The sequence below is a fragment of the Facklamia hominis CCUG 36813 genome (genome assembly GCF_000301035.1).
Taxonomy (GTDB): domain Bacteria; phylum Bacillota; class Bacilli; order Lactobacillales; family Aerococcaceae; genus Facklamia; species Facklamia hominis.
In genome coordinates this window covers 342560-364363 of the sequence record NZ_JH932292.1, presented here as the reverse complement: position 1 = coordinate 364363, position 21804 = coordinate 342560, and the positions used below count along the sequence as shown (strand labels likewise).

Annotated in this window: 17 protein-coding genes and 2 pseudogenes; 16 read left to right on the top strand and 3 right to left on the bottom strand. The window is 28.1% G+C overall.

Going from position 1 to position 21804, the window contains the following annotated elements; genetic code table 11:
- Nucleotides 1–11: 11 nt before the first annotated feature.
- The 6 genes from HMPREF9706_RS01635 to HMPREF9706_RS01610 all read left to right on the top strand — a co-directional run bounded on the left by HMPREF9706_RS01635 (nt 12) and on the right by HMPREF9706_RS01610 (nt 7458).
- The gene (locus tag HMPREF9706_RS01635; RefSeq protein WP_006907614.1) at nt 12–1046 is read left to right on the top strand and encodes a sugar-transfer associated ATP-grasp domain-containing protein; all 1035 of its coding nucleotides are present in this window, start codon (nt 12–14) and stop codon (nt 1044–1046) included.
- Nucleotides 1047–1458: 412 nt separating this feature from the next.
- On the top strand, nt 1459–2625 hold the full coding sequence (locus tag HMPREF9706_RS01630) for a CapA family protein (protein ID WP_081580735.1): 1167 nt from the start codon (nt 1459–1461) through the stop codon (nt 2623–2625).
- Complete coding sequence (locus tag HMPREF9706_RS01625; RefSeq protein ID WP_006907611.1) at nt 2625–3692, top strand: glycosyltransferase; 1068 nt, start codon at nt 2625–2627, stop codon at nt 3690–3692. The genes HMPREF9706_RS01630 and HMPREF9706_RS01625 overlap by 1 nt, the downstream gene beginning before the upstream one ends.
- Before the next feature lie 29 nt (nt 3693–3721).
- A complete protein-coding gene (locus HMPREF9706_RS01620; RefSeq protein WP_155949065.1) occupies nt 3722–4906 on the top strand; it encodes an O-antigen ligase family protein in 1185 nt (394 codons plus the stop codon).
- Between the two features lie 12 nt (nt 4907–4918).
- A complete protein-coding gene (locus HMPREF9706_RS01615; RefSeq protein WP_006907609.1) occupies nt 4919–6430 on the top strand; it encodes a lipopolysaccharide biosynthesis protein in 1512 nt (503 codons plus the stop codon).
- Nucleotides 6430–7458, top strand: coding sequence for an ATP-grasp fold amidoligase family protein (locus HMPREF9706_RS01610; protein WP_006907608.1), 1029 nt, complete (start codon nt 6430–6432; stop codon nt 7456–7458). Before HMPREF9706_RS01615 ends, HMPREF9706_RS01610 begins: the two co-directional genes overlap by 1 nt.
- 25 nt (nt 7459–7483) lie before the next feature.
- On the opposite strand, the pseudogene HMPREF9706_RS09385 reads toward HMPREF9706_RS01610, so the two are convergent.
- Nucleotides 7484–7693: pseudogene (locus HMPREF9706_RS09385) on the bottom strand (transposase); the annotation flags it as partial.
- Between the two features lie 1345 nt (nt 7694–9038).
- On the opposite strand from HMPREF9706_RS09385, the gene HMPREF9706_RS01605 reads away from it, so the two are divergent.
- From HMPREF9706_RS01605 to HMPREF9706_RS09170, 6 genes and pseudogenes are all read left to right on the top strand, one after another.
- A complete protein-coding gene (locus HMPREF9706_RS01605; RefSeq protein ID WP_006907607.1) occupies nt 9039–11360 on the top strand; it encodes a hypothetical protein in 2322 nt (773 codons plus the stop codon).
- Between the two features lie 241 nt (nt 11361–11601).
- Nucleotides 11602–12440, top strand: a pseudogene (locus HMPREF9706_RS01600) (IS256 family transposase).
- Nucleotides 12441–12476: 36 nt separating this feature from the next.
- On the top strand, nt 12477–12749 hold the full coding sequence (locus tag HMPREF9706_RS09175; RefSeq protein WP_006907605.1) for an HNH endonuclease signature motif containing protein: 273 nt from the start codon (nt 12477–12479) through the stop codon (nt 12747–12749).
- A complete protein-coding gene (locus HMPREF9706_RS01595; protein ID WP_006907604.1) occupies nt 12722–13612 on the top strand; it encodes a hypothetical protein in 891 nt (296 codons plus the stop codon). Before HMPREF9706_RS09175 ends, HMPREF9706_RS01595 begins: the two co-directional genes overlap by 28 nt.
- Complete coding sequence (locus HMPREF9706_RS01590; protein WP_155949064.1) at nt 13593–13901, top strand: nucleotidyltransferase domain-containing protein; 309 nt, start codon at nt 13593–13595, stop codon at nt 13899–13901. Before HMPREF9706_RS01595 ends, HMPREF9706_RS01590 begins: the two co-directional genes overlap by 20 nt.
- 171 nt (nt 13902–14072) lie before the next feature.
- Nucleotides 14073–14276 carry a hypothetical protein gene (locus tag HMPREF9706_RS09170; protein ID WP_006907602.1) on the top strand — a complete coding sequence of 68 codons (204 nt, stop codon included), beginning with the start codon at nt 14073–14075 and terminating at the stop codon, nt 14274–14276.
- A 62-nt stretch (nt 14277–14338) separates the two neighbouring features.
- On the opposite strand, the gene HMPREF9706_RS09420 is transcribed toward HMPREF9706_RS09170, so the two are convergent.
- Both HMPREF9706_RS09420 and HMPREF9706_RS09415 read right to left on the bottom strand, forming a co-directional pair.
- Nucleotides 14339–14407: a transposase gene (locus tag HMPREF9706_RS09420; protein WP_155949084.1), complete on the bottom strand. Its 69-nt coding sequence runs from the start codon at nt 14405–14407 to the stop codon at nt 14339–14341.
- Nucleotides 14408–14566: 159 nt separating this feature from the next.
- Nucleotides 14567–14716, bottom strand: coding sequence for a transposase family protein (locus tag HMPREF9706_RS09415; protein ID WP_196793076.1), 150 nt, complete (start codon nt 14714–14716; stop codon nt 14567–14569).
- A 929-nt stretch (nt 14717–15645) separates the two neighbouring features.
- Here HMPREF9706_RS09415 and HMPREF9706_RS01580 point away from each other — a divergent pair.
- The 4 genes from HMPREF9706_RS01580 to HMPREF9706_RS01565 all read left to right on the top strand — a co-directional run bounded on the left by HMPREF9706_RS01580 (nt 15646) and on the right by HMPREF9706_RS01565 (nt 21666).
- Nucleotides 15646–17736, top strand: a complete 2091-nt coding sequence (locus HMPREF9706_RS01580; protein ID WP_006907601.1) for an ATP-dependent nuclease — start codon at nt 15646–15648, stop codon at nt 17734–17736.
- Nucleotides 17724–19631: a UvrD-helicase domain-containing protein gene (locus HMPREF9706_RS01575; RefSeq protein ID WP_006907600.1), complete on the top strand. Its 1908-nt coding sequence runs from the start codon at nt 17724–17726 to the stop codon at nt 19629–19631. Before HMPREF9706_RS01580 ends, HMPREF9706_RS01575 begins: the two co-directional genes overlap by 13 nt.
- A 182-nt stretch (nt 19632–19813) precedes the next feature.
- Complete coding sequence (locus tag HMPREF9706_RS01570) at nt 19814–20536, top strand: ATP-binding protein (protein WP_231285823.1); 723 nt, start codon at nt 19814–19816, stop codon at nt 20534–20536.
- Nucleotides 20537–20766: 230 nt separating this feature from the next.
- The gene (locus HMPREF9706_RS01565; protein ID WP_006907597.1) at nt 20767–21666 is read left to right on the top strand and encodes a pneumococcal-type histidine triad protein; all 900 of its coding nucleotides are present in this window, start codon (nt 20767–20769) and stop codon (nt 21664–21666) included.
- The last annotated feature ends 138 nt before the right edge of the window (nt 21667–21804 follow it).

Sequence of the window (21804 nt, the reverse complement as noted above, 5' to 3'; positions counted from 1 at the left end):
AGAAGGTAATTATGACAATTTCAAATGAATTTATAGAATTGACTAGTTATAAAAATGATACTGGTCTGGATTATTTTAAAAATCGAATTAAAAAAATAGCTGTTTTAATGGAATACTTTATTCCTAAGAATTATAGTGCTTTTCAAAAATTTTTTATCATATGTGATTTTGTATATTGTATTTTTAGATATGGTTCAGGTATAAATGATTATTTTCAATATAATTTCTATAAAAGAAAAGCAAATGACCGAAAAACATTTATCGTTGGGAAAAAATGGATACATATTATTAAAAAATGTAACGGCGCTATCGAAAATAAGACTTTTGATGATAAATCCTTATTTAATCAAAAATACTCCGAATTCTTAGGAAGAGACTGGCTTGATGTTGCCAAATCTTCTTATGATGACTATCTAAACTTTGTTTCCACTCATAATAATATTTTATACAAAGCAAAAATCGGTAGTGGTGGCAAAGGTATTGGCACTCTTGAATCTAATGATTATGAAACATCCGAAACATTTAATGTCTTAAAATCCAATCAATGTATATTGGAAGAAAAGATTATCCAACATCCTGAGTTAGCAGAGTTTAATCCTTTTTCAGTTAATACACTTAGAGTGGTAACGATTAGAAACAAGGATACTGTTAATGTAATGAGTGCAGTTTTAAGGACTGGTAATGGAAAGGGAATTACAGATAATTTCCATTTTGGTGGACTGGCAGCTAATATTGATGTCGATTCTGGGGTTGTTTATAGTGTTGCTATAGATAAGATGAATAGAAAATTTCTATTTCATCCCTATTCTAAAAAGCAAATCATCGGTTTTAAAATTCCTATGTGGAATAAAATATTAGATGTCGTTAAGGAAGCGGCTCTTATTAATAGTGAAGTTAGGTATGTTGGTTGGGATATAGCATTAAGTCAAGATTCAAAAATTTGTATTATTGAAGGCAACTGTGCCTCTGATCCAGATATTGTTCAGATGCCTGATCAGATTGGAAAGTGGCCGGAATATAAAAGAGTACTAGATAAGTTAGATTAGTTGGTGACTAGATGATATTAATTCTTATTTCTGAATTCATGCAAGATGAAATATATCTTAAACACGAAATTAACTACTACGAGAAGTTCGATGATGTTTATTTCTTTGAGAGAAAATAATTCATTAGAAATTGATAAAAGTAATAATATCTCTAAATAATATTCAATTAGTAATAAAAATTTCTAGACTTTAGATTACCTTATTGTATGAGGTAATTGAAGTTGTTACTGATGCTGAAAATATTAAAAATAATGTTAGATATGTAGGTTGGTATGTTGCAATTTTAGATAATGGAAGCATTTCAATTATAGAGGTAAATTGTGCCTCTGATCCTGACATTACCAGATGCCTACTCAAGAAGATAGATGGCTACAATTGAAAGAAGCTCTAAATAATTTATAGGTGATAGAAATTGAGAATTAGTTTTACCGGAGATATAATGTGTGAATTACCAACTTTGAAAAAGTCAAAAAATAATCAGAGATATAATTTTGATAAGTATTTATCAGAAACCAATATTTTTGGTAAGACAGACTACTTAGTTGGTAATTTAGAGACTGTTTTTGCTGGAAAAAATGCTAAATATTCTAACGATTTATATTCATATAATACTCCCGATTCTTTTGCTGTAGAATTGAAAAAGGCAGGGTTTAACTTATTATCTACAGCTAATAATCATGCGTTAGATAGAGGAGTACAAGGGTTAAAAAGAACAATTAATATTTTGAAAAAAAATGATATAGACTATATTGGTACAAATAACGATAAAACAAAAGATAGATTTAAAATTATTTCTCTAAATAATATAAAAATAGGCTTACTTTCTTATACTTATGGAACTAATTATAGTATTAATAAAGTTAAGTTGAATAAAAATGAGGAGTATTTAGTTAATTATTTTGAGCAACCATTGTGGGTCGATAGTAGTAGAGATGATTTTTATTCAAAAATGAAAGAAAAACTATTATCCGCAGAAAATAGAGTCAAACTCTTAAAGGCGTTTGGTAGACCGTATAATAAGGTAAGAGTGGATGAAAGAAAACTTGAGAATTTGAACCAGAGTTTATTAGACGATATGGAAAGATTAAAGAGTCAAACAGATATTATTATTTTACTAATGCATTCTGGCGGTCAGTTTAATTTGTTTCCAGGGAATTATACAAAAGAACTTGTATCTAGAATGAAAAAGTTAGGGGTAAATATTATCATAGGTAATCATCCGCATGTTGTTCAAAAAATTGAGTTTGATAAATCTTTTTTTGCAGCATATTCATTGGGAAATTATTTTATATCTCCTGATACTGTATATCTTTTGCATGAAAATTTACCATTATATTCAATTGTCTTACATATTGATATACACGATGCTAAAGTTTGGGAGTTTTCATTTTCTATAGCTAAAACAATTAACTTATCAGGAGAAGAGCGAGTATTCAATACATCAACCTTATATCATAAGGACTATGAAGATAAAGATGTATTATATAATGATTGTAAGAAAATATATGAGACTTTTACAAATAGTCATTGTAAAAACTTTATGATAAAAAAAGAATATAAATTAGTGGATGTGATATAATGGTAAAGTTGAGTATTGTTATAGCAATATATAATGTTGAAAAATATCTAAATATATGCTTAGATTCTTTTTTAAATCAGTCAAACAAAAATTTTGAGCTTATTCTTGTAAATGATGGGAGTACTGATAATTCTAAGAATATATGTAATGAATATTCTCATTTTCCTTTCATTAAAGTTATTCATCAAAAAAATCTGGGTGTATCAGAAGCAAGGAATACTGGTATAACAGCTGCTACCGGAAATTGGATTACATTTGTTGATGGTGATGATTTTGTTGAAAATAATTTTGTTGAATCAATATTAAAATGTATTGAAAAGAATAGTTTTGATATGCTTATATTTGATTATAAAGGGTTTTATAATTCAAACAGAAAATTTGAATGTAAAATATTACCTATTGAATCAGACAGGTATATTTCCAAAGAAAAAAACTTTTTCCAGAAGAAGATGATTTCTCAATATTATAATGGAGGAAGTCCAAATTCAATTGTATCCTCTGGTACAACATGGTGTAAAGTTATTAAGAAAGAAATACTGATAAATAATTCTTTAACATTTAAACCAGGATTAATAAAGGCGCAAGATACTGTGTTTTGGCTCAATTCTACTGAATATGTTACTAAAATCTATTATTTAGGCATGTCTCTTTATAACTATAGACTTTCAGCGTCTTCAATTAGTTCAGGTAAAAAATATATTAAGAATAGCGAATTTGAATTTTCAAAATTACTTTCAGAATATTATTTATTTATAAAAAAGTTTAATAAAGATAACTCGTATTATAATGCTTTAAATTTAAGAATTATTCAAGTTATCATGTGGAATATTGATCATAATTTCTTTAACAAACGAAATAAATTGAAAATTAGTGATAGATCTAGTTCATTAATAACTTTAATTAATAAAGAAATATATAGAAATGCTATTAATAATGTTAACTGTAAATTATTGCCAAAAAGGCTTAGAGTATTACATTATTTTATAAAGTCAAATTATGTTAATCTTTATTTTTATGTATATAGAATTTATGATTTTTTATCTTCAATTAAAAATAGACGGGTTTAACCTTACATTGGTTTTAAGTGGGGTGTGTAATGATTATTAATAGACTTGAATCAATAAAAATAAACTTTCATAGTATAGCTCTTTATGGGTTTTATTTTTTAATGTTTTTATACTTTTTAATGCCACCTGGTATAAGTATAATATTATCTGATAGTATAATAACTATCATTAAAATTATATCTTATTTATTTATTTTAGCTCATTTTATATTTAATAAGAAGAAATTTAGTATATCTATCTTCTTTATTATTTTATTTAATATATTTTTAATACTATCAACTGTTTATAACAAGGGTCAAATTAGTGATGTTATTATCCATTCAATTATAATTATAGCAATATGTTTTACATTATCTGTTATCTTAAAAAATGATAATAAATCTAGCATTTTTTTGATTGTTATTAGGGACATTACTTTATTGTTTTTTATTTTGAATATTTATTACTTCTTTAAATTTCCAAATGGAATTCCAGATTTAACAATTGATAAATCTTTCCCTTTCTTTTTATATGAAAATGTAAATTCTACTATTAAGTATATATTACCGGGAATGTGTTGTTCCTCTATATTAGATTATAAAAATAATAAGATATTTTCAATATCAAGTGCGATATTCTTTTTTGGAATAGTTTATCAAGCATTAAATATATATTTCACAGCTACCGCTTTAATTATCTGTTTGTTTATCCTATTATGGAATGTATGTATTATTAATAATAACTTTTTTAAGGGATATTTAGTTTATTTTATTTCTATTATATTTATATTCTTTTTAAATTTGTTTTTGATTATTTCACCAGATATAATGAGTTTTATTCCTAGCGTTTTTGGTAAGGAAAATAATTTTAGTGGAAGAACTATTCTATGGTCAAACATTGTTAACTTGATATTAAAGGAACCAATTACTGGTTACGGGTATATTGATGACTTAAAATCTGCTAGGTTAATTGGAAATTTTTATGGATCCCATAATTATTTTTTAGACACTTTTTTTCAAAGAGGGATTTTTGGTTTGCTTAATCTAATGCTTTTGATAGTGTATCCATTAATTAACTCTATTAATATGAAGTCAAGTAAGATAGTAGATATTTTGTTTGGGTATGTAATTGCATGCCAATTACTGTTTATGGTTGAGCCGGTTTATACTAAAGAATTTCTACTATTACCTATTATTTTCTCATTAATGTTTATTATTGAATATAATAAAAATTGAAAGGGTCGTTAAATGAGGAGTAAAAAAGCTGTTTTTAATATTATCGCAAATCTATTTTTGCAAATCTTTATTTTTGCATATGGATTTATACTTCCTAAGATAGTAATTCAGAAATATGGTTCTAATGTTAATGGATTAATATCCTCTATAACTCAATTTTTATCATATATTTCACTTTTAGAGTCTGGTGTTGGACCGGTAGTGAAATCTATTTTATACAAACCATTATCTAATCATAATAAGTCGGAAATTGAAGACATATTATATTCTACAGAAGTTTTTTTTAAAAGAATTGCATATATTTTTCTAGTATATATATTAATACTTTTTTTTGTTTATCCAAGAATTATTGTTGGAGATATGAATAGGTTTTATATATCTTCTTTAATCGTAATTATAGCCATTAGTATTTTTGCTGAATATTTCTTTGGAATGGTATATTCTATTTTTCTTCAAGCAAATCAAGAATCATATGTGATTTCATCAATTCAAATAATTACTTATATTCTCGCTATAACATTTTCTTTAGTTATTTCGCAATTTAATATTTCTATACACATGTTTAGGCTTGTGTTGAGCTTGATTTTTCTGTTGCGGCCAATCATACAGTGGACTTATGTAAAAAAGAAATATGACATAAGTTTAAAAAATGCTAATAAAGATTATAATCTCTCAAATAAATGGGATGGGTTAGCTCAACATATTGCTTATGTTATTCATACAAATACAGATATAACTATTCTAACAATTTTCAGTTCATTAAGTGAGGTTTCAGTTTATTCAGTTCATATGATTGTAGTAAAAGGTATAAAAGCTTTGATTACATCTTTCACAAATGGAATCGATGCTTCTTTTGGAGATATGATCAGTAAACATGAAATGAACAACTTACGTAGAAAATTTGAAGCATATGAATTGTTTTATTTTCTTATGTGTGCAATCTTCTTCTCATGTACTTTTGCATTAATTATTCCTTTCATAACACTTTATACAAAAAATTTTAATGATGCTAATTATATACGTCCACTATTTTGTATATTATTAGTTATGAGTGAGCTTATCTGGGCAATAAGATTACCTTATCTAACAATTGTTTACGCTGCAGGAAGGTTTAAAGAAACAAGAGTGGGTGCATGGATAGAGTGCATACTTAATATTTTTATTTCTGTTATCTCAGTTAAATATTGGGGAATCATAGGTGTCACTATTGGGACAATAGTTGCAATGTTATTTAGAACAACAGAATTTGTTTTCTATTCAAATAAAAATATTCTAAATACAAATGTTTTTTCTAGTTTAAAAAAGATTTTATTAATGGTATGTATTATTCTTTTTAATGTCATTTGCATTAGTAGTTTTCTTAAAATTCAATATAGTTCTTATTTTATATGGTTTTTAAGTGCGTTGAAGGTATTTATTATATATTCGTTTATTAGCTTTTTTATAATAATTTTATTTTATAGAAATATAGTTATGGTAAGTATAGAGTTCATTAAATTTAGTATTTTTAAAAGGAGAAGTTAATGAAGACATATAAGATTAAATACTATTTAAGAAGATTAGGCTTATTTGGCACTTTAAAACATTTATTAAGTAAACTGAATGTTTTAGACTTTAATACATACGAATATTTATATGAAAATTATTATAGATATTTGAAGGAAGATAATTATGAAAATGAATTGATTGAATGGTATAAATGTAGGATAGGAGAAAATATAAATCCCCTTGAAAATCCAAAAACGTTTAACGAAAAAATTCAATGGTTGAAGCTTAATGATTATGATGATTTAAAGACTGTTTGTGCAGATAAATTTCTTGTGAGAGAATATGTTGCTAAAAAAATTGGAGAGTCTTATTTAGTTCCTATTTATGGTTGTTGGGATAGCTTTGAAAATATTGATTTTTCGAAACTTCCTAATAGTATGATTTTTAAATCAACTACTGGATCAGCAAGATACAAGATTATCAATAATAAAAATGATATAAATTTTAATGAATTAAAAAAATTAATGGATTCATGGAATTCTTTACCTTTTGGTTATGCGGGTATGGAAATTCAATACCTACCAATTGAAAGAAAAATATTATGTGAAAAACTCTTAGATATGAACGGCCCTAGTGTTGTAGACTATAAGATTCATTGTTTTAATGGTCGACCCTTAGTCGTAGAATATATTTCTGATAGAAACTCTAACAATTTACCCTATTTAGAAACATGGTTTGACACTAATTGGAATAAATTAAATATTCTTATGAAAAATGATTATAATCATTCGGTAACTCCTAGTCCTCCTAAGAACTTAAAATTGATGTTAAACATAGCCCAGATACTTTCAAAAGATTTTTTATATGTGCGAGTTGATCTATATGAAATTAATGGCAAAGTATTTTTCGGTGAATTAACATTTACACCAGCAAACGGGACTGATGATTGGCTTTATAAGTCTTCTGAAATTTTAATGGGCAAGTTAATCACACTTCCTTTCGAAGAAGAAAAAACTGATGAGGAAATAACTACTATTCTTAATGAATTAAGACATTGTGTGTAGAGTTTGGTGCTTTTAGTCAGTCTGGTTATATATTAAATAGGATCAATGAACTTATATTAGGAACCAAGCAGCTAAAACCTGCTTGGTTCCTTCTTTGTTTCTTCCAGAAACAGTAAAGTCTCGTTATTAGAACAATACGGTGACGGAAACGATTATCATTGCGATAACCATAGGCAATACGTTTAAGGACCTTGATCTTGTTGTTAATCCCTTCGATGGGTTAGTTACTTAATCGGGGGTGGTGACAGGTGATTTTTATGCCTCTAGATACTTGTTAAATGACCGAATGATTCGTTTAAGACCTTTGGAAAAGTTCTCGAATTAAGAGGATGTGAGTAAGATAGAAGTCAATGGCAATGGCTTTGACCGTTATTCCATCTAACAAGGTAGTGGTGCTTTTCATGGTCAGATAACAAACTGATTGGCTGTATGTGAACAGGTAATGCGGTAAGATCATGTTCTAATTCTGACGATGGAATGTTAATCACGACATTAGGGTCATTTCTCCAGGGAATAGTCAAGGTATAAGATAGTTCGTTATGTTTTTACTTGGTACTTTTAATATAAAGGACTTCTGTGCTTTTTTTGAAGAAAAGTAGAGGGTTGACGGAAGATAAAATTTCTTCCATTAACCCTATTAATTTTAGAGTCTATAAATTTTAATCGTTAGCTCTTGCTTATTGCAGGACCTTTTTAGTGGATTTGTTGATAGTTATCAAGTCATTGTCTATATAAAAAAGCATCTCGTTGAATACATAGTCCAAACGAGATGCTTTTAAAATGTTTTTTTTTAAATTTTAGAATATGGATATAAATAATCACGGACTATAGCAATCTGGCGTTTCACAATTAAGTTAGTTATAAACTGGATGATCTATAAAATGCTTTGATATATATCTATAGATCTAAGTAGTTGGGAGAGTGGTATATTACGGATTTTTTGAATGTTTACTCAGTGATTTCGATAATTTTAACTTAAAAAAGAAGACGATCGACTCTCACCATTCAGAATTTCTTCCGAATCTCATTATTATTGAATAAGTGAATAATATTGATGTGATTGCATAAGGTTTGTTATTGATTTTACCTCTTTGACGAAATTTATTTAAAATTTATTATATTAAAAGTCATTTGTGAAGTATCATACTATTTTGATGATTAATATTTGTAGCTATACAATTATGACAATCATTAAAGTAAAATTTAGTATATAATGATACTATCTATTAATATTACACTTTTAGCGTCTCTTGCTTTATTAAAACTTACTTCATTGAGTATTATATGATCGCACTTTTAATTTTTGATTTGGTGAAATTTAATTTATATTATTAAGACAAGTCGAATTGAAAGTATCATGATAATTTATTTCTGGTTTGTAGCAAAAATACTTGTTCAACTTAAATAAATTGTTTCAAGTTCTGAGTGTTAATAAAGCAACTTATGAATATCAAATTATTTTTAATTGCTAGTATTTGATTACAATTAAATATATATTTACATCATTGAAATATATAAAATATTCTATATAACTTAGTATTTATAGAGTATTATTACATAAAAATGAAAGTGGTGATTTTTTGCGATTTAAATTTTCTCAGAAATTCTATATACGAGAGTATATCTTAAAATACTCAGTAATATTTTCTATCATTATTTTATTAATAAGTGTATTAATTGATCTGGGAATCAGATTTAATGTAATTAAACCATTAATTTTGATTAATAATGATCATATGAATACAATCTTTACTGGTCAAATAACAGTTTCTATTCTGGGTACGTCAGTAATCGGGGTAATGATGGGGTTGAGTAAAGAAAAATACTTAGGGATAGAGAATTTATCTTTTATGTCAAAAATATTTAAAATAAGGGAAGTATACCTGTTTGAATGTTTAGCATTATTATCTTCTTATATTTTTTTAGTACTAGATTTTTCCTCTAGTATTTTTATCTTATTTGTTATCTCATCTTCATTAGTTTTTCTATTAATATATCAAGTATTTCAAAGTACTATAAATAAAAGCATCTTTAGACAGCAAGTTTTGCATGATGTTAGTAGTCAAATTCATGCTGTTGATTCTGTTAGTAGACTCAGAATATTTAATGATATAAAGGATGCAAACATTCATGCAAATATAACTCAAAATATGCTGGAAGAGAAAGATTCGTTTATGTTACTTTGTAATTACTATATTAATACTAAGGAGGAAGATACGAGCTTTAATGAAATTCATGACATTCTTGTGAATTTATTTATCCAAAATTTAAAATTAAAAAGGACTGATGTACTTCTAAATCAGATAAATAATTTAACAATAATTTATAAATCAATGAATAAAATGACACGCTCCTGTTATTTGTTTGATAGAATAGCATATTATTTCTATTTAAATTGGAAAAATGTTTCTTATAATGAAATTAGCGATAAAGTTGATTTATTATATGAGCTATATGATCAGTTAAAAATGAACTCGAAATGTATGAAAGATGATTCAATTCCTAGAAGTATTACGACCATTTTTTCTAATATTTATAGTGTAATTCTAGATAAGCGTTGTTATCAATTAGATTTAAACTTATTTTGGAAGTATGAAATGTCTTTGTCAAATATGGATTACATTGATTTAATGACAATGTTTGAATTGATATTGGAAATTTCAAATTCTAATAAGAGTCTTTTTGATCGTATCTTTAGGAAGTTAATTTCTTCGAGTAATGAATCTTCATTTATTAGTTCAAAGAATTCGAATACTCTAATTATGTTAATCATAGTTTATTACATATATATTAATTGGTTTGACGATGGAACGGATGGGAGATTAAAAATAGTTGATTTGACACAATATGATCGTGATGAGTTTGATCTGTACTTCAATTTTTATTTGAGTGATCATTATTTAGATTTTGTTGATATTTTTGATTTTATATATAATAAAGCGTCAGTTTATCTAAATTACAATTTGGATCAATGGATTGATAATGGTGATTTTTCCTGGACGTCAAAAGGAATGATATATGATAAGATTATTTCCTGGCTATTTCTTTGGATTATATCTAATTGGGATGATGAAACTAAAATTAAGTTTTGTCTTGAAAAGATCCTAGATAATGGTATAAATTTTGAAGAGACAATAAAACAGAAGTTTGATAAATTAGAAAATATATTAAATTTAAAATCTATGTCGTCAAAGGATAAAATTGATACTTTAATACAAGCATCAGAATTTTATTATAAAAATCAATTAATTGCGAATCAATTAGATCGAACTGAAATTGATCGATATTTAAACTCAATTAATTTTGAGCGTCCTACTATTGGAGAAATTAGATCAGAGCATTATCTTAACTTTGGTGTTTTAGAAAAGTATACTAAAATAGATTCTGACTTTAAAGATATGATTAAAAAGACTGTTAATGACTATATCCATAAAATTAAATCAAGTGAAATATATAGAATGATATCGGAAAAGAATAAAGTTGCTTGTTCTGAAGAACAATTATTCGAAAAAGTTTCCGATTTAAGTAATAGCGATGATAATTATATTTATCTTACTAATAATTTTTCTGAAATTTCAGATAGAAGATTACGTCGATCCCTTTCGAAATATTGTTTAAAAGGTATTGATTTTGAAGGTGGTCTTTTTTGTATTTATAAAGATTGTCCTGTTGAAATTTGTAAATTAGAAGTAGTTCAGTTAAAGTCTAATCAGCTATCTAATGATGATTTAGAAAAATATATAACAAACAATCAATACATCACAAATGATTTTAAAAAGATTCATTTTTTTGATAATGAAGCCAAAGAGTACGTAAAAAATAATTTGCTTATCATAAAAATAGAGTTAATTTATAACATTTATGATAATAATATTTTAAAGGTTTACGAAACGAAAAATTAAATTATAATTCTTTAACTATATTTGATACTTTACGTGGATGTGCTATAAAAGGGCGCTTACAGGATCATTTATCTTTTATACTATTTTTGGAGATTGTCGATTTTGACTAGATATAATAGTTTAACTTTATATCGATTGTTATAAATTAGAATTCCTTGTTTAATTGATAGGAGTATTTCATAGGAGGGTAGTATCGGATCTCATCGAAAAAATGTATGGGTATTATTAATCAGCAGTTACCATCTCGAATCTATCAGACAGTTTTAAAGATGAACTGGATGCTTATCGTCAGGAAGTGATTCAGGCTGATTATGTGTGTCTTTATTGCGATGCAACCTTTATCCTAGTAAGACGGGGGACGGTTTCTAAAGAAGCTGTGCATACCATCGTGGGAATTGGTTCGAAAGGCTATAAAAAATGCTCGATTTTCAAGTTTATCCTACAGAGTCAGCGATTCATTATCGTGAAAATCTTCAAGATTTGAGACGACGTGGTCTCCAACAGGTTCTACTCTTTGTTTCAGATGAATTAACCCATTTATCAGAAGCTGTTACCCATGAATTTCCTCAAGTCTTACACCAAAGTTGTTGGACCCATCTTTTGAGACAAATAGGTTCAAAAGTGAGAGTAAATGATCGTTCAGAAGTTCTAGCGACTTTAAAACAGATCCCTAAAGCTTCCTATATCAAGGAAGCGATACAGCTACTGGGTGAATTCTGTCAACAATGGGAATCTAAATACCCAAAACTGATAAAACAGATGAGAAACAAACAGAATCTCTTCTCTTATATGCATTTTCCAAAAGTGATATGGTCTTCATTGTATACCAACAATCTCTCTGAAAGTATCAATAAACAGCTGAAGCGACGCATAAAAACGAGAGAACAATTTCCACATGATTATTCATTAGAGAAAACCGTTTACTGTTATGTTTCAGAATATAACACACGATTTAGTCAACGAATACATAAGGGATTTGGACAAGTAACCTTTGAATTAGAGGCGCTCTTAGCACAAAAACAATCCATAAAACGGAGTCAAATGACACTACCGAAGGAAAGGTTATTAAAGAGTTTTTGAGTGGTTTGAGATAATATAAAATATGGAAGGAAAAATATGAAAAGAAAAGCAATTCCAGAAAATATAAAACGTAAACTATGGGCTGAATCCATGGGACGTTGTATGAATCCCGAGTGTAGAGAAGATTTATTTATTAATAATGGGGATATTATAGAGCAGGCACATATTGAAGCATACAATGAAACTTTGGATAATTCATATGATAATTTAATAATTTTATGTCCTAATTGTCATAAAAAGTTTGATAAAATTGGTTTGTTTACAAAAAATGATGTAAAAGAATGGAAAGAATTAGGAGAAAAGAACTGAAAAGTTTTTATTCTGTTAAATATAATTCATTTAATGAGTTAAAAGAATCAGTAGTACCAATATTGAATAAAAATAATAATATATATAATAACTACTATTTGACCGATAATAAAAAAATGTGGGATAAATTCGAATCCGAATTATTAGAAAATAATGAAAAACTAAAGTTAATATTTGAGAAAAACTTAAATTTATTTCAAGATCATAAAGTAAAGGAGTATTCAAATTTAGCAGTAATTCAAAATTTTATTACTCATATTGATGAATTTAAAAATACCAGATTAGATATAGAAAAGAATAGGTCTGTTCTTTTTCCACAAGAAATATATTCAATTTTCGGAATTAAACCTATAAAGGGAAGTATACTACCAAATACAGAATCGTTAGAGGAATTATTAAAAATAATGAGAAAAGAGAATTCTTTAGAAGATGTATTGTTAGGAGTAGATGACCCATATATTTTAAAAAAAGATGGGGAAAAAATATTATTGAATGATATGCCTCAAATAAGACAAATATATCATGATAATAATTGTTTTAGAAAAGTAGGAGTAAGATTAGATAGCTTAAATTTTGCTTTAAAATATTTACGTTCTAGAGGTATTAATTTTGAATATAAAAATCCCAATAAGCTAAGAAAAATTATCGTAAATAATATTAACTTTGAATTTGTATATGAATATTGCCTAAGTAAAGTATTTTTGTCGAATATGTCTATAAATCAAAATGATGTGATTGTAAATTTGCATAATTGGAACGGAGAAAATTGTATTTCAAAAGAAGCAAGAGAGCTAGCTAGTATTTTTGATGTAACTTTATTAACAATGGAAGAATTTTATGTGTATGTCAAGAAATTTAGATAAAACAAATATAATAAATAATATTAGTGAAAACATAAACATATTCCAAAGTTTTGATAAGGTTTATATTTTTGGATCTATCCTGAATCCAGAAAAAGATTCAAATGATATTGATTTGTTATTACTATATAGGGATTATTCTGATGATATTAAAGAAAATATTAACGCAATAACAGATATTTTACAGTTACAGACTTCTTATATTATTGACATTACTGCTCTTAGTACTGATGAAGAAAATGAAGTTAATTTTATTGAAAAGTTGAATAATAGATACTTGTGTGTTAAATGAATAATTGATGAAGATTCCTAACTTTAAATGATTAATTATCGACAAGTAAAGTGGAAATAATAATGCATAACTAAAACATAATATTAATAACGACATATAACTAATAATTTTGAGGTGTCGTCATATGTATGATGTTATTTAGTTAGTAATAAGGAGTATAGAAATGTCATTATGTTAAAAAATTATGGATATAATGGTCTTGTAAACAAAAAGAGAGCTTGCAAACTAAAACAGACAAGTACGAAAAAGACAAATATCCATCAACCTAAAAAACATAATAAATCTGAAAGAGAAGAACTTATAAGACTAAGCATAGAAAAGGATTTATCTCAAATGGGGTTGATGACCCAATTTACGAAGGAATCAAGCAGCTAAAACCTGCTTGGTTCCTTCTTTATTTCATAAAGTCTCGTTATTAAAAGAACACGGTTATGGAACTAACTATCATTGCAATAGCCATAAGCATTATGTTTGAGAACCTTGATCTTGTTGTTAAACCCTTCGATGGGTTAGTTACTTAATCGGGTGTGGTGACAGATGTTGTTAATGGCCTTTAGATACTTTTTAAATGACCAAATAGCACGCTTTAGTTCTTTGGGAAAACTTCTCGAATTAAGAGCATGTGAGTAAGGTAGAAGTCAATGACAATGGCTTTGATCGTTATTCTAACTAACGCGGCAGTGCTGTTTTTTCATGGTCAGATAACAAACTTGACCGGCTGTATCTAAATAGGTAATGCGAGAGGACCTTGTTCCATTGTAGACGATAGAATGTTTATCCTGACAGTGAGGGCATTCTTCCAGGCGATAAGTCAAGGTACAATGGATCTGGATGGCTTGTTCCTCTCTTTGGACACAATTTTTCTCGAAATGAATATTTGGGTCTTTAATATTGAGGAGATTTCTTATATCATTAGATATGCACGGAAGTTCCTTTCTGTTATTATTTGGTACTTTTAATATAAAGGACTTCTGTGTTTTTTTGAATAAAAATAGAGGGTTGACGGAAGATAAAATTTTTTCATCAAGCTTATTTATTTAAGAGCCTTTTAATCGCTAGACCTTGCTTTTTGCAGGGTCTTTTATTATTTAGGTTAATCGATAAAACTTCAACAATTGCAATGATCAACTTGTTTTTGAAACCAATGATATATTGAGGTTGAACGTAAGTACGAAAAAATACACAATATATTGTAATTATTTAACGCAATTGCACAATATATTGTGTTTCAACCTTGTGCTTAATATTTCACATTGGTATACTTAGAAGTATATTTAGAGTACTTGGTAACATAAGATTGTTAAGATATATTTTGATGGTTTGTCAAATTGAATTAAGGAGAAATATGAAAAGAGAGAAAAATTCTTTAATTTTTTATATGTATAATAGAAAAATTTGGACTTTTAAAAAAGAGATATGATAGTTGAGTGCGGATTCTATATTACTGACAGATACTCTATTGTACTAGTTTTTGACTAAGGGATTCTGCGACACATTGATTACTGATTATCAGAAGTCTATAAATATTCTCGATATTTATAAAAAGCCTGTCAAAGTTAAACAAGAGTTTTATCAATTAGTAAGAGTAAACTTTAAAAATATGGAGTGAGTAAAAGTCAATTCTATAATAAAATATTGGGAATTATGTATATAGATGTTTCTACTAGAGCTTGTTATCTGATGTATTTTGATATTGAAAATATAATGAAGTAATTTAAAGAGTAATTAAAAAGGAGAATAGGAAATGATTTTGAAGCGTATGAAAGTGAAAAACTTCAGGTTGTTAAAAGATTTTGAATTAGAATTTAAGGAAGAATTGTCATTAGTTATTGGTAAAAATAATTGTGGAAAAACATCAGCACTTATTATTTTAGACAAGATGTTAAATTCATCTAAAGTGATGTGGGAAGATATAAATTTGGAATGTCAGAAAGAAGTTTATGAAAAAGTAATTGATTATGATATATCTAAGCACGAGAATGCTAAATCATTAGAAACTATTAGTCTGCAATTATTTATTGAGTATGATGATAATGATTCATATGAAAATATCCAAAAATTTATGATGGATTTAAACCCAGAAAATAACACTATAGTGTTAGAATTTATTTCGTTAATTGCTGTAAAAAAAATCATCGAATTAAATAACTTTATTAGTGAAAAAAATATTAAAGATTTCAAATCATTTTCCAAATTTATGAGTAAGAATTTTGCAAACTTCTTCGAAATGAAAAAATATTCAAGAGGATTTGATATTGAATCAAACCAAATAACGCAAGATAGATCAGAAGAAATTGATAATAAGGATATTCAAAAGGTCATTAAAGTGGCAGGAATAAGAGCTGATCGAGCGGTTTCTAATGATGATCATAATCATGTTTTATCGGGTTTAACTGGTAAATATTTCAGTTCTTATAAAGCTGCAAAAGATGAAAGTGAGTCAGTATTTACAAGACTTGAAGAAAAATTGGAGGCAGCAGATGACGAATTATATAAGATTTACAATGGAGACAAAAGTGAAACTGGAGAAGTTATTGAGGGCATTTTTAGTAATGTTATAGATGTTATAAAAACTTATGGTGGTGCAGAAAATGGAATTGATATAGCAATAGAGTCATCTATTTCAGAGAAAAATTTATTATCAGATAATACGAACTTAAGTTATAGACAAGGGGGAGATTATTCGCTTCCGGAAACATATAATGGGTTGGGGTATTTGAATTTAATTGGTATTTTATTTGAAATTGAAACCAAGATACAGGAATTATTTGAACAACCAGCAGATATAAATCTCTTATATATTGAAGAGCCTGAAGCACATACACACCCTCAGTTACAGTATATATTTATAAGGAATATTAAATCTCATATCAAAGAACATAGAAAAAATTTGTTGGAAGACAAGAATAAACAGTTGCAGATTTTAATCACTTCGCATTCATCACATATAGTTTCTGAATGTAATTTTGATGACATTATCTATCTAAAGAAAAACGGGAATACGGTTATAGCTAAGAGTTTTAATTCTTTAAAAGAAGAGTATGGTGGAGATGAACAGAAAGGATTTCAGTTTGTAAAACAATATCTTACAATGAATAGAAGTGAACTGTTCTTTGCTGATAAAGCTATTTGTATAGAAGGAGATACCGAACGAATTTTAATGCCAATGATGATGCATAAAATTGATAATAAAGAAAAGCCAAAAGCAGATCTTATTCCACTATTATCACAGAATATTTCTATAATAGAAGTTGGAGCGCATTCTCATATATTTATGCCTTTATTTTCCTTTTTAGGAACAAAAGTTTTGTTTGTTACAGATATTGATTCTGTAAAAGCTGAAAAGAAAATAGATAAAAATGGAAAAGAAAGAACTGTATATACGAGTTGTCACCCTGAAGAGGGAACGAATACAAGTAACGCATCAATAAAAGAATTTTTTAAAGATACCGGAATTGATACATCGAATAATCAATTTAAGGAACTTGTAGGGAAAAATGCTGAGGATAAAATTAAAGATAATATGAGAATAGCCTATCAAATACCAGAATCTGATAGTGAGTATCAAGCGAGTAGCTTTGAAGACGCCTTTATAGCATTAAATAAAGACTTTATATTAAAAAACAAAGAAGGGTTTTATCAATATGGAGCTTTAAAAGACTTTGTAGCTGATGAAATAGAAAGTGGCGATTATTATAAATTTGCATTAGATAATGTTAAAAAGAAGTCAGCATTTGCATCAAGTTTACTATATTTCAATAAAGAAGATGGTAATGATGATGAAAAATGGAAGGTTCCACATTATATTGAGGAGGGCTTATTATGGATACAGTAACCTTAGAAAAGGAAGTTTTAGAAGCTCTACAATGTATAAAAGATGGTGAAAATTTTATTTTAGAAGGTGGAGCGGGAAGTGGAAAAACATACTCCTTAATTTCCTTAATAAATGCACTTACAGAGGAATTACCAGATATAAAGATAGTATGCATTACATATACAAATAATGCAGTTGCCGAAATTTTATCAAGAATAGAAAATGAGAATATTTGGGTTTCAACAATACATGAGTTTATATGGTCTCTTATCAGAAAATATCAGAATGAAATAAAAAATATTTTAGTTGAGCTTATTAACGATGATAATGAAAAGAACTTTAAAAAGCCAAAAGATTTTTCTGAGGATTTAATTTCTAAAGAATATTTCGAAAATCTTTATGTAGATTATGATGAGTATTATTCTGTAACGGCAAATGATGAAAATAGAGTGAAAATCAGCCATAATCACATTTTGATTGTTGCAGAGAAAATGTTTGAGAAATATAAAAAAATAGCAGACATTTTAAAGGATATTGCAGATTGTATTTTTGTTGATGAATATCAGGATACAAGTCCTTTAGTTGCTGATATTTTACTAAAGCATCTTGAGCAAAGCGATAAGAAAAATGTAATTGGTTTTTTTGGAGATTCAATGCAGTCTATATATGACGACGGAGTTGGTAATTTAAATCAATATAATTTAACTAAAATAGTAAAGACGCAAAACCGAAGAAATCCAAGAGTTGTAATCGAAGTAGCCAATAAGTTTAGAGATGATGATATTGAGCAAAGACCTTCAGAAGATATAAATGCACCTAATATGGAAAACGGTACTATTAGAGAAGGTAGTATTAAATTTTTATATGGAACTGAAATAAATGATTTTATAAGTGTAAAGGGGAAGAATATTTTTGAATCTTGGGATTTTTCTGATGGAAAACAAACAAAAGAGTTAAGGCTAACACATAAATATAATGCTGAAATGACTGGCTTTAAAGACTTATATGATCTATATAATGCTGATTTGATAACTAAGCTTATAAGTGGGATAAAGAAAAAAATTGATAAGGGAAATTTAGACTGTAATAAGACTTTGGGAGAAATAGCGTTAGAGGTAAAACCGACATATAACAAAGCGGAGCTGTTAGATCAAATTAACGGAAATGAAATTTATCAGTCAATATATAGTGTTTTAGAAGATATGTCATGGGAAGAAGCTTACGAAAAATGTAGAATCACTAAGGAATCACTCATGTCATATAAATTAAATGGAATGAGTGGTAGATATGAAGCTAATTCTTATAGAGATAGGATTTTACGCAGATTAGATATATTAGAGGAGATTATTGAATTATATGAGGCTAATAGATTTAATGATTTTCTACGAATAACAAAATTTTCTATTCATAATAGAAATGATAAGATTTGCCTTAAGCAAGCAATTGATTATCTTGTAAGTGAAGATAATCAAACGATAGAAAATGTATTAAAATTTGCGGAAGTAAAAGGGTTACTCAAAGAAGATGAATTGTTTAGTGATTATATTTCAAATAAAGGGTTTTATTTATGGGAGAGAATAAAAAAGATAACATTTAATCAATATAGAAAAAGCGTTTTATATTTAAAAGAATTTTCACCAATTTGTACTCAACATAGTGTTAAAGGTAGTGAATATGACAATGTATTGCTTGTATTAGAGTCTGATTGGAATAAATATGACTTTAGAACATTATTTGGGAAAGGATCTCCGAACTCTAATGTTCAGAAACGTACAAAAAAATTATTTTATGTTTGTATAACAAGAGCAAAAAAGAATTTAATAATATATATGCCTACTGATGATTCTGACATATTAGAAAAAGCTAAAGAGTATTTTGGTGAAGAGAATGTTATCGATATATCTTCGGTAAAATAGAAGAGAAAATTATCAAAAAATTATGAACCATAGCAGGAGCACTCTTTGCAGATGATTATCAAGTTTATCAGTCAAGAGTATTCTGTACTAGATGGAATGGACTTACAAAGGCGAATGGCAGAATAAATGCCTTAGATGATGCTGAATTTGAAGGTAATATAATTTATCTTTTAAAAGCAAGTTTGGACTTTGTAAAAAGAAATTCAAAAAAGATGTGGAAGAAGGGTCCAGTCTATAGAATAGAATACCCAGAATATCCTGAAAGAGCAGTCCAAGAATCTCTAGTCAATGCACTAATCCATAGAGATTACTCAGTAATTGGCAGTGAAGTCCATGTAGATATCTATGACGATCGATTAGAAGTATATTCTCCTGGAGGTATGTATGACGGAACTTTTGTCCAAGACCTTAATCCGTTAAATGTATCTTCCACAAGAAGAAATCCGATAATAGCAGACGTATTTGCTAGAATGGATTTAATGGAAAGACGTGGTTCAGGACTTCGAAAAATTATAGAAGCGTATAAAGCAGAAGAAAATTATAGAGAAGAATTAAAACCAGAGTTTAAGTCTACCGAATCCTCTTTTACTACAATTTTAAAGAATTTAAATTATGACACACAAAATGTCACTCAAAATGTCACTCAAAATGTCACTCAAAGTGTCACTCAAAATGTCATCCAAAGTGAGGAACAAAATGACGGTCAAAAATTAAAACCAAGTGATAGACGTGAAAGAATTCTTGAAATAATAAAAAATAACCCTAAAATAACTGCCTATGATTTATCTAAACAATTTAATGTAACTGATAGAACTATAAAAAGAGATTTAAAAATTCTTACAGATGAAAAAACAATCGAGTATATAGGCAGTGCTAAAGATGGATATTGGAAAGTAAACAAATAAAGGTAATAAGTAAAACAAATTCTCCTGAAAAGGATCTAGTATTCGGAAGAAACACTTTGGCTCTAGATCAAATAGAATTAATAACACCATTTTCGAAGGACCCAAGCATTATCAACTGCTTGGTTCCGTTTTTAGGCGCGCTAAAATAGTTTAGACAAATTACTTGACTTTATAAAGAGTAATGATTATCATTTGAATATGGTAATTTTTACAATTTACAAGGAGGAACTATGAAATTTACTAAAAAATATCAATCAATCATTTTATGTTCTAGCGTGGCTCTTGCATTAGCAATGGCTCCTTTGGCTCAAACAACGCCAACGATCTTTGCCCAAGACAAGTCGACGGTTGAAGACCATGACCATGACCATGACCACGAACATGATGACCACGATCATGAAGGGCACGACCATGATCACGAAGGTCATGACCATGATCACGACCATGATGTAGCCGGAGAACAGATTGTGGTTGGGATCACAGAAGATGGTTATACAACTTCTCACGGTGATCATTTCCATGAGAATAGTGGCGAAGTGCCATTTGATGCCATTCTGTCAGAGAGCTTGCTAACACCTGAAGATTATCAATTCAACGAAGACGATGTAGTCAGTGAAGTGGAAGATGGCTATATTATAAAGAGCAATGGTGAGTACTATCTCTATGTAGAAGACCTCAGCAAGGCTAAGAATGTTCGTTCTAATGATGAGTTAGTCTTACAATCTTTTGGCCTTCATCCTGAAGTTGCTAAAGCGATTAAGGCGAATAAAGACCAATTAGGCTTGGATGAATCCAGTGAGATCGTCTATGAATATGAACATACTCCTGAAGAAGTCGCTGAAGAAAAAGGTCTAGACTCAGAATTTATTGTTTTATATGTCACAGAAGAAGAGTATGTAACGCTTTACGGTCGCGACATCTATCTCTTCCCAGGACAAGCACCCGAAGACGCCATCTTTGCTGAAAGCGTCGCTGCGCCTAGTGACTACGAGTTGAAGGATGAGGATGTCCTATATGAGACTTCCGCAGGTAAGATCGTTAAAGTCGACGACAAGGTCTATCTGTTAGCTAATGACGGTCAAAGCCTAATGCCCCTTGATCAAGTCAAAGAAGGACTCCCACAAGCCTAGTTAGCCCCAAACCCCCAAGCCACCCTTAGTGGGTGGCTTTTTATTTTGGGTTATTTCATTCATTATTCGATAAAAGTCAAGTTTTATAGTAGGGTTTGGTTTTTTTAAAGTCTTTAAATCAATCCTTTGTTCAGAAAA

Excerpts from the sequence above, each read along its gene's own strand:
- HMPREF9706_RS09175 (WP_006907605.1), top strand. The coding sequence starts at position 12,477 with ATGAAAAGAAAAGCAATTCCAGAAAATATAAAACGTAAACTATGGGCT.
- HMPREF9706_RS01595 (WP_006907604.1), top strand. The coding sequence starts at position 12,722 with ATGGAAAGAATTAGGAGAAAAGAACTGAAAAGTTTTTATTCTGTTAAA.
- HMPREF9706_RS01575 (WP_006907600.1), top strand. The coding sequence starts at position 17,724 with ATGGATACAGTAACCTTAGAAAAGGAAGTTTTAGAAGCTCTACAATGT.
- HMPREF9706_RS01565 (WP_006907597.1), top strand. The coding sequence starts at position 20,767 with ATGAAATTTACTAAAAAATATCAATCAATCATTTTATGTTCTAGCGTG.
- HMPREF9706_RS01615 (WP_006907609.1), top strand. The coding sequence starts at position 4,919 with ATGAGGAGTAAAAAAGCTGTTTTTAATATTATCGCAAATCTATTTTTG.
- HMPREF9706_RS01610 (WP_006907608.1), top strand. The coding sequence starts at position 6,430 with ATGAAGACATATAAGATTAAATACTATTTAAGAAGATTAGGCTTATTT.
- HMPREF9706_RS01590 (WP_155949064.1), top strand. The coding sequence starts at position 13,593 with ATGTCAAGAAATTTAGATAAAACAAATATAATAAATAATATTAGTGAA.
- HMPREF9706_RS01625 (WP_006907611.1), top strand. The coding sequence starts at position 2,625 with ATGGTAAAGTTGAGTATTGTTATAGCAATATATAATGTTGAAAAATAT.
- HMPREF9706_RS09170 (WP_006907602.1), top strand. The coding sequence starts at position 14,073 with ATGTTAAAAAATTATGGATATAATGGTCTTGTAAACAAAAAGAGAGCT.
- HMPREF9706_RS01635 (WP_006907614.1), top strand. The coding sequence starts at position 12 with ATGACAATTTCAAATGAATTTATAGAATTGACTAGTTATAAAAATGAT.
- HMPREF9706_RS01620 (WP_155949065.1), top strand. The coding sequence starts at position 3,722 with ATGATTATTAATAGACTTGAATCAATAAAAATAAACTTTCATAGTATA.
- HMPREF9706_RS01580 (WP_006907601.1), top strand. The coding sequence starts at position 15,646 with ATGATTTTGAAGCGTATGAAAGTGAAAAACTTCAGGTTGTTAAAAGAT.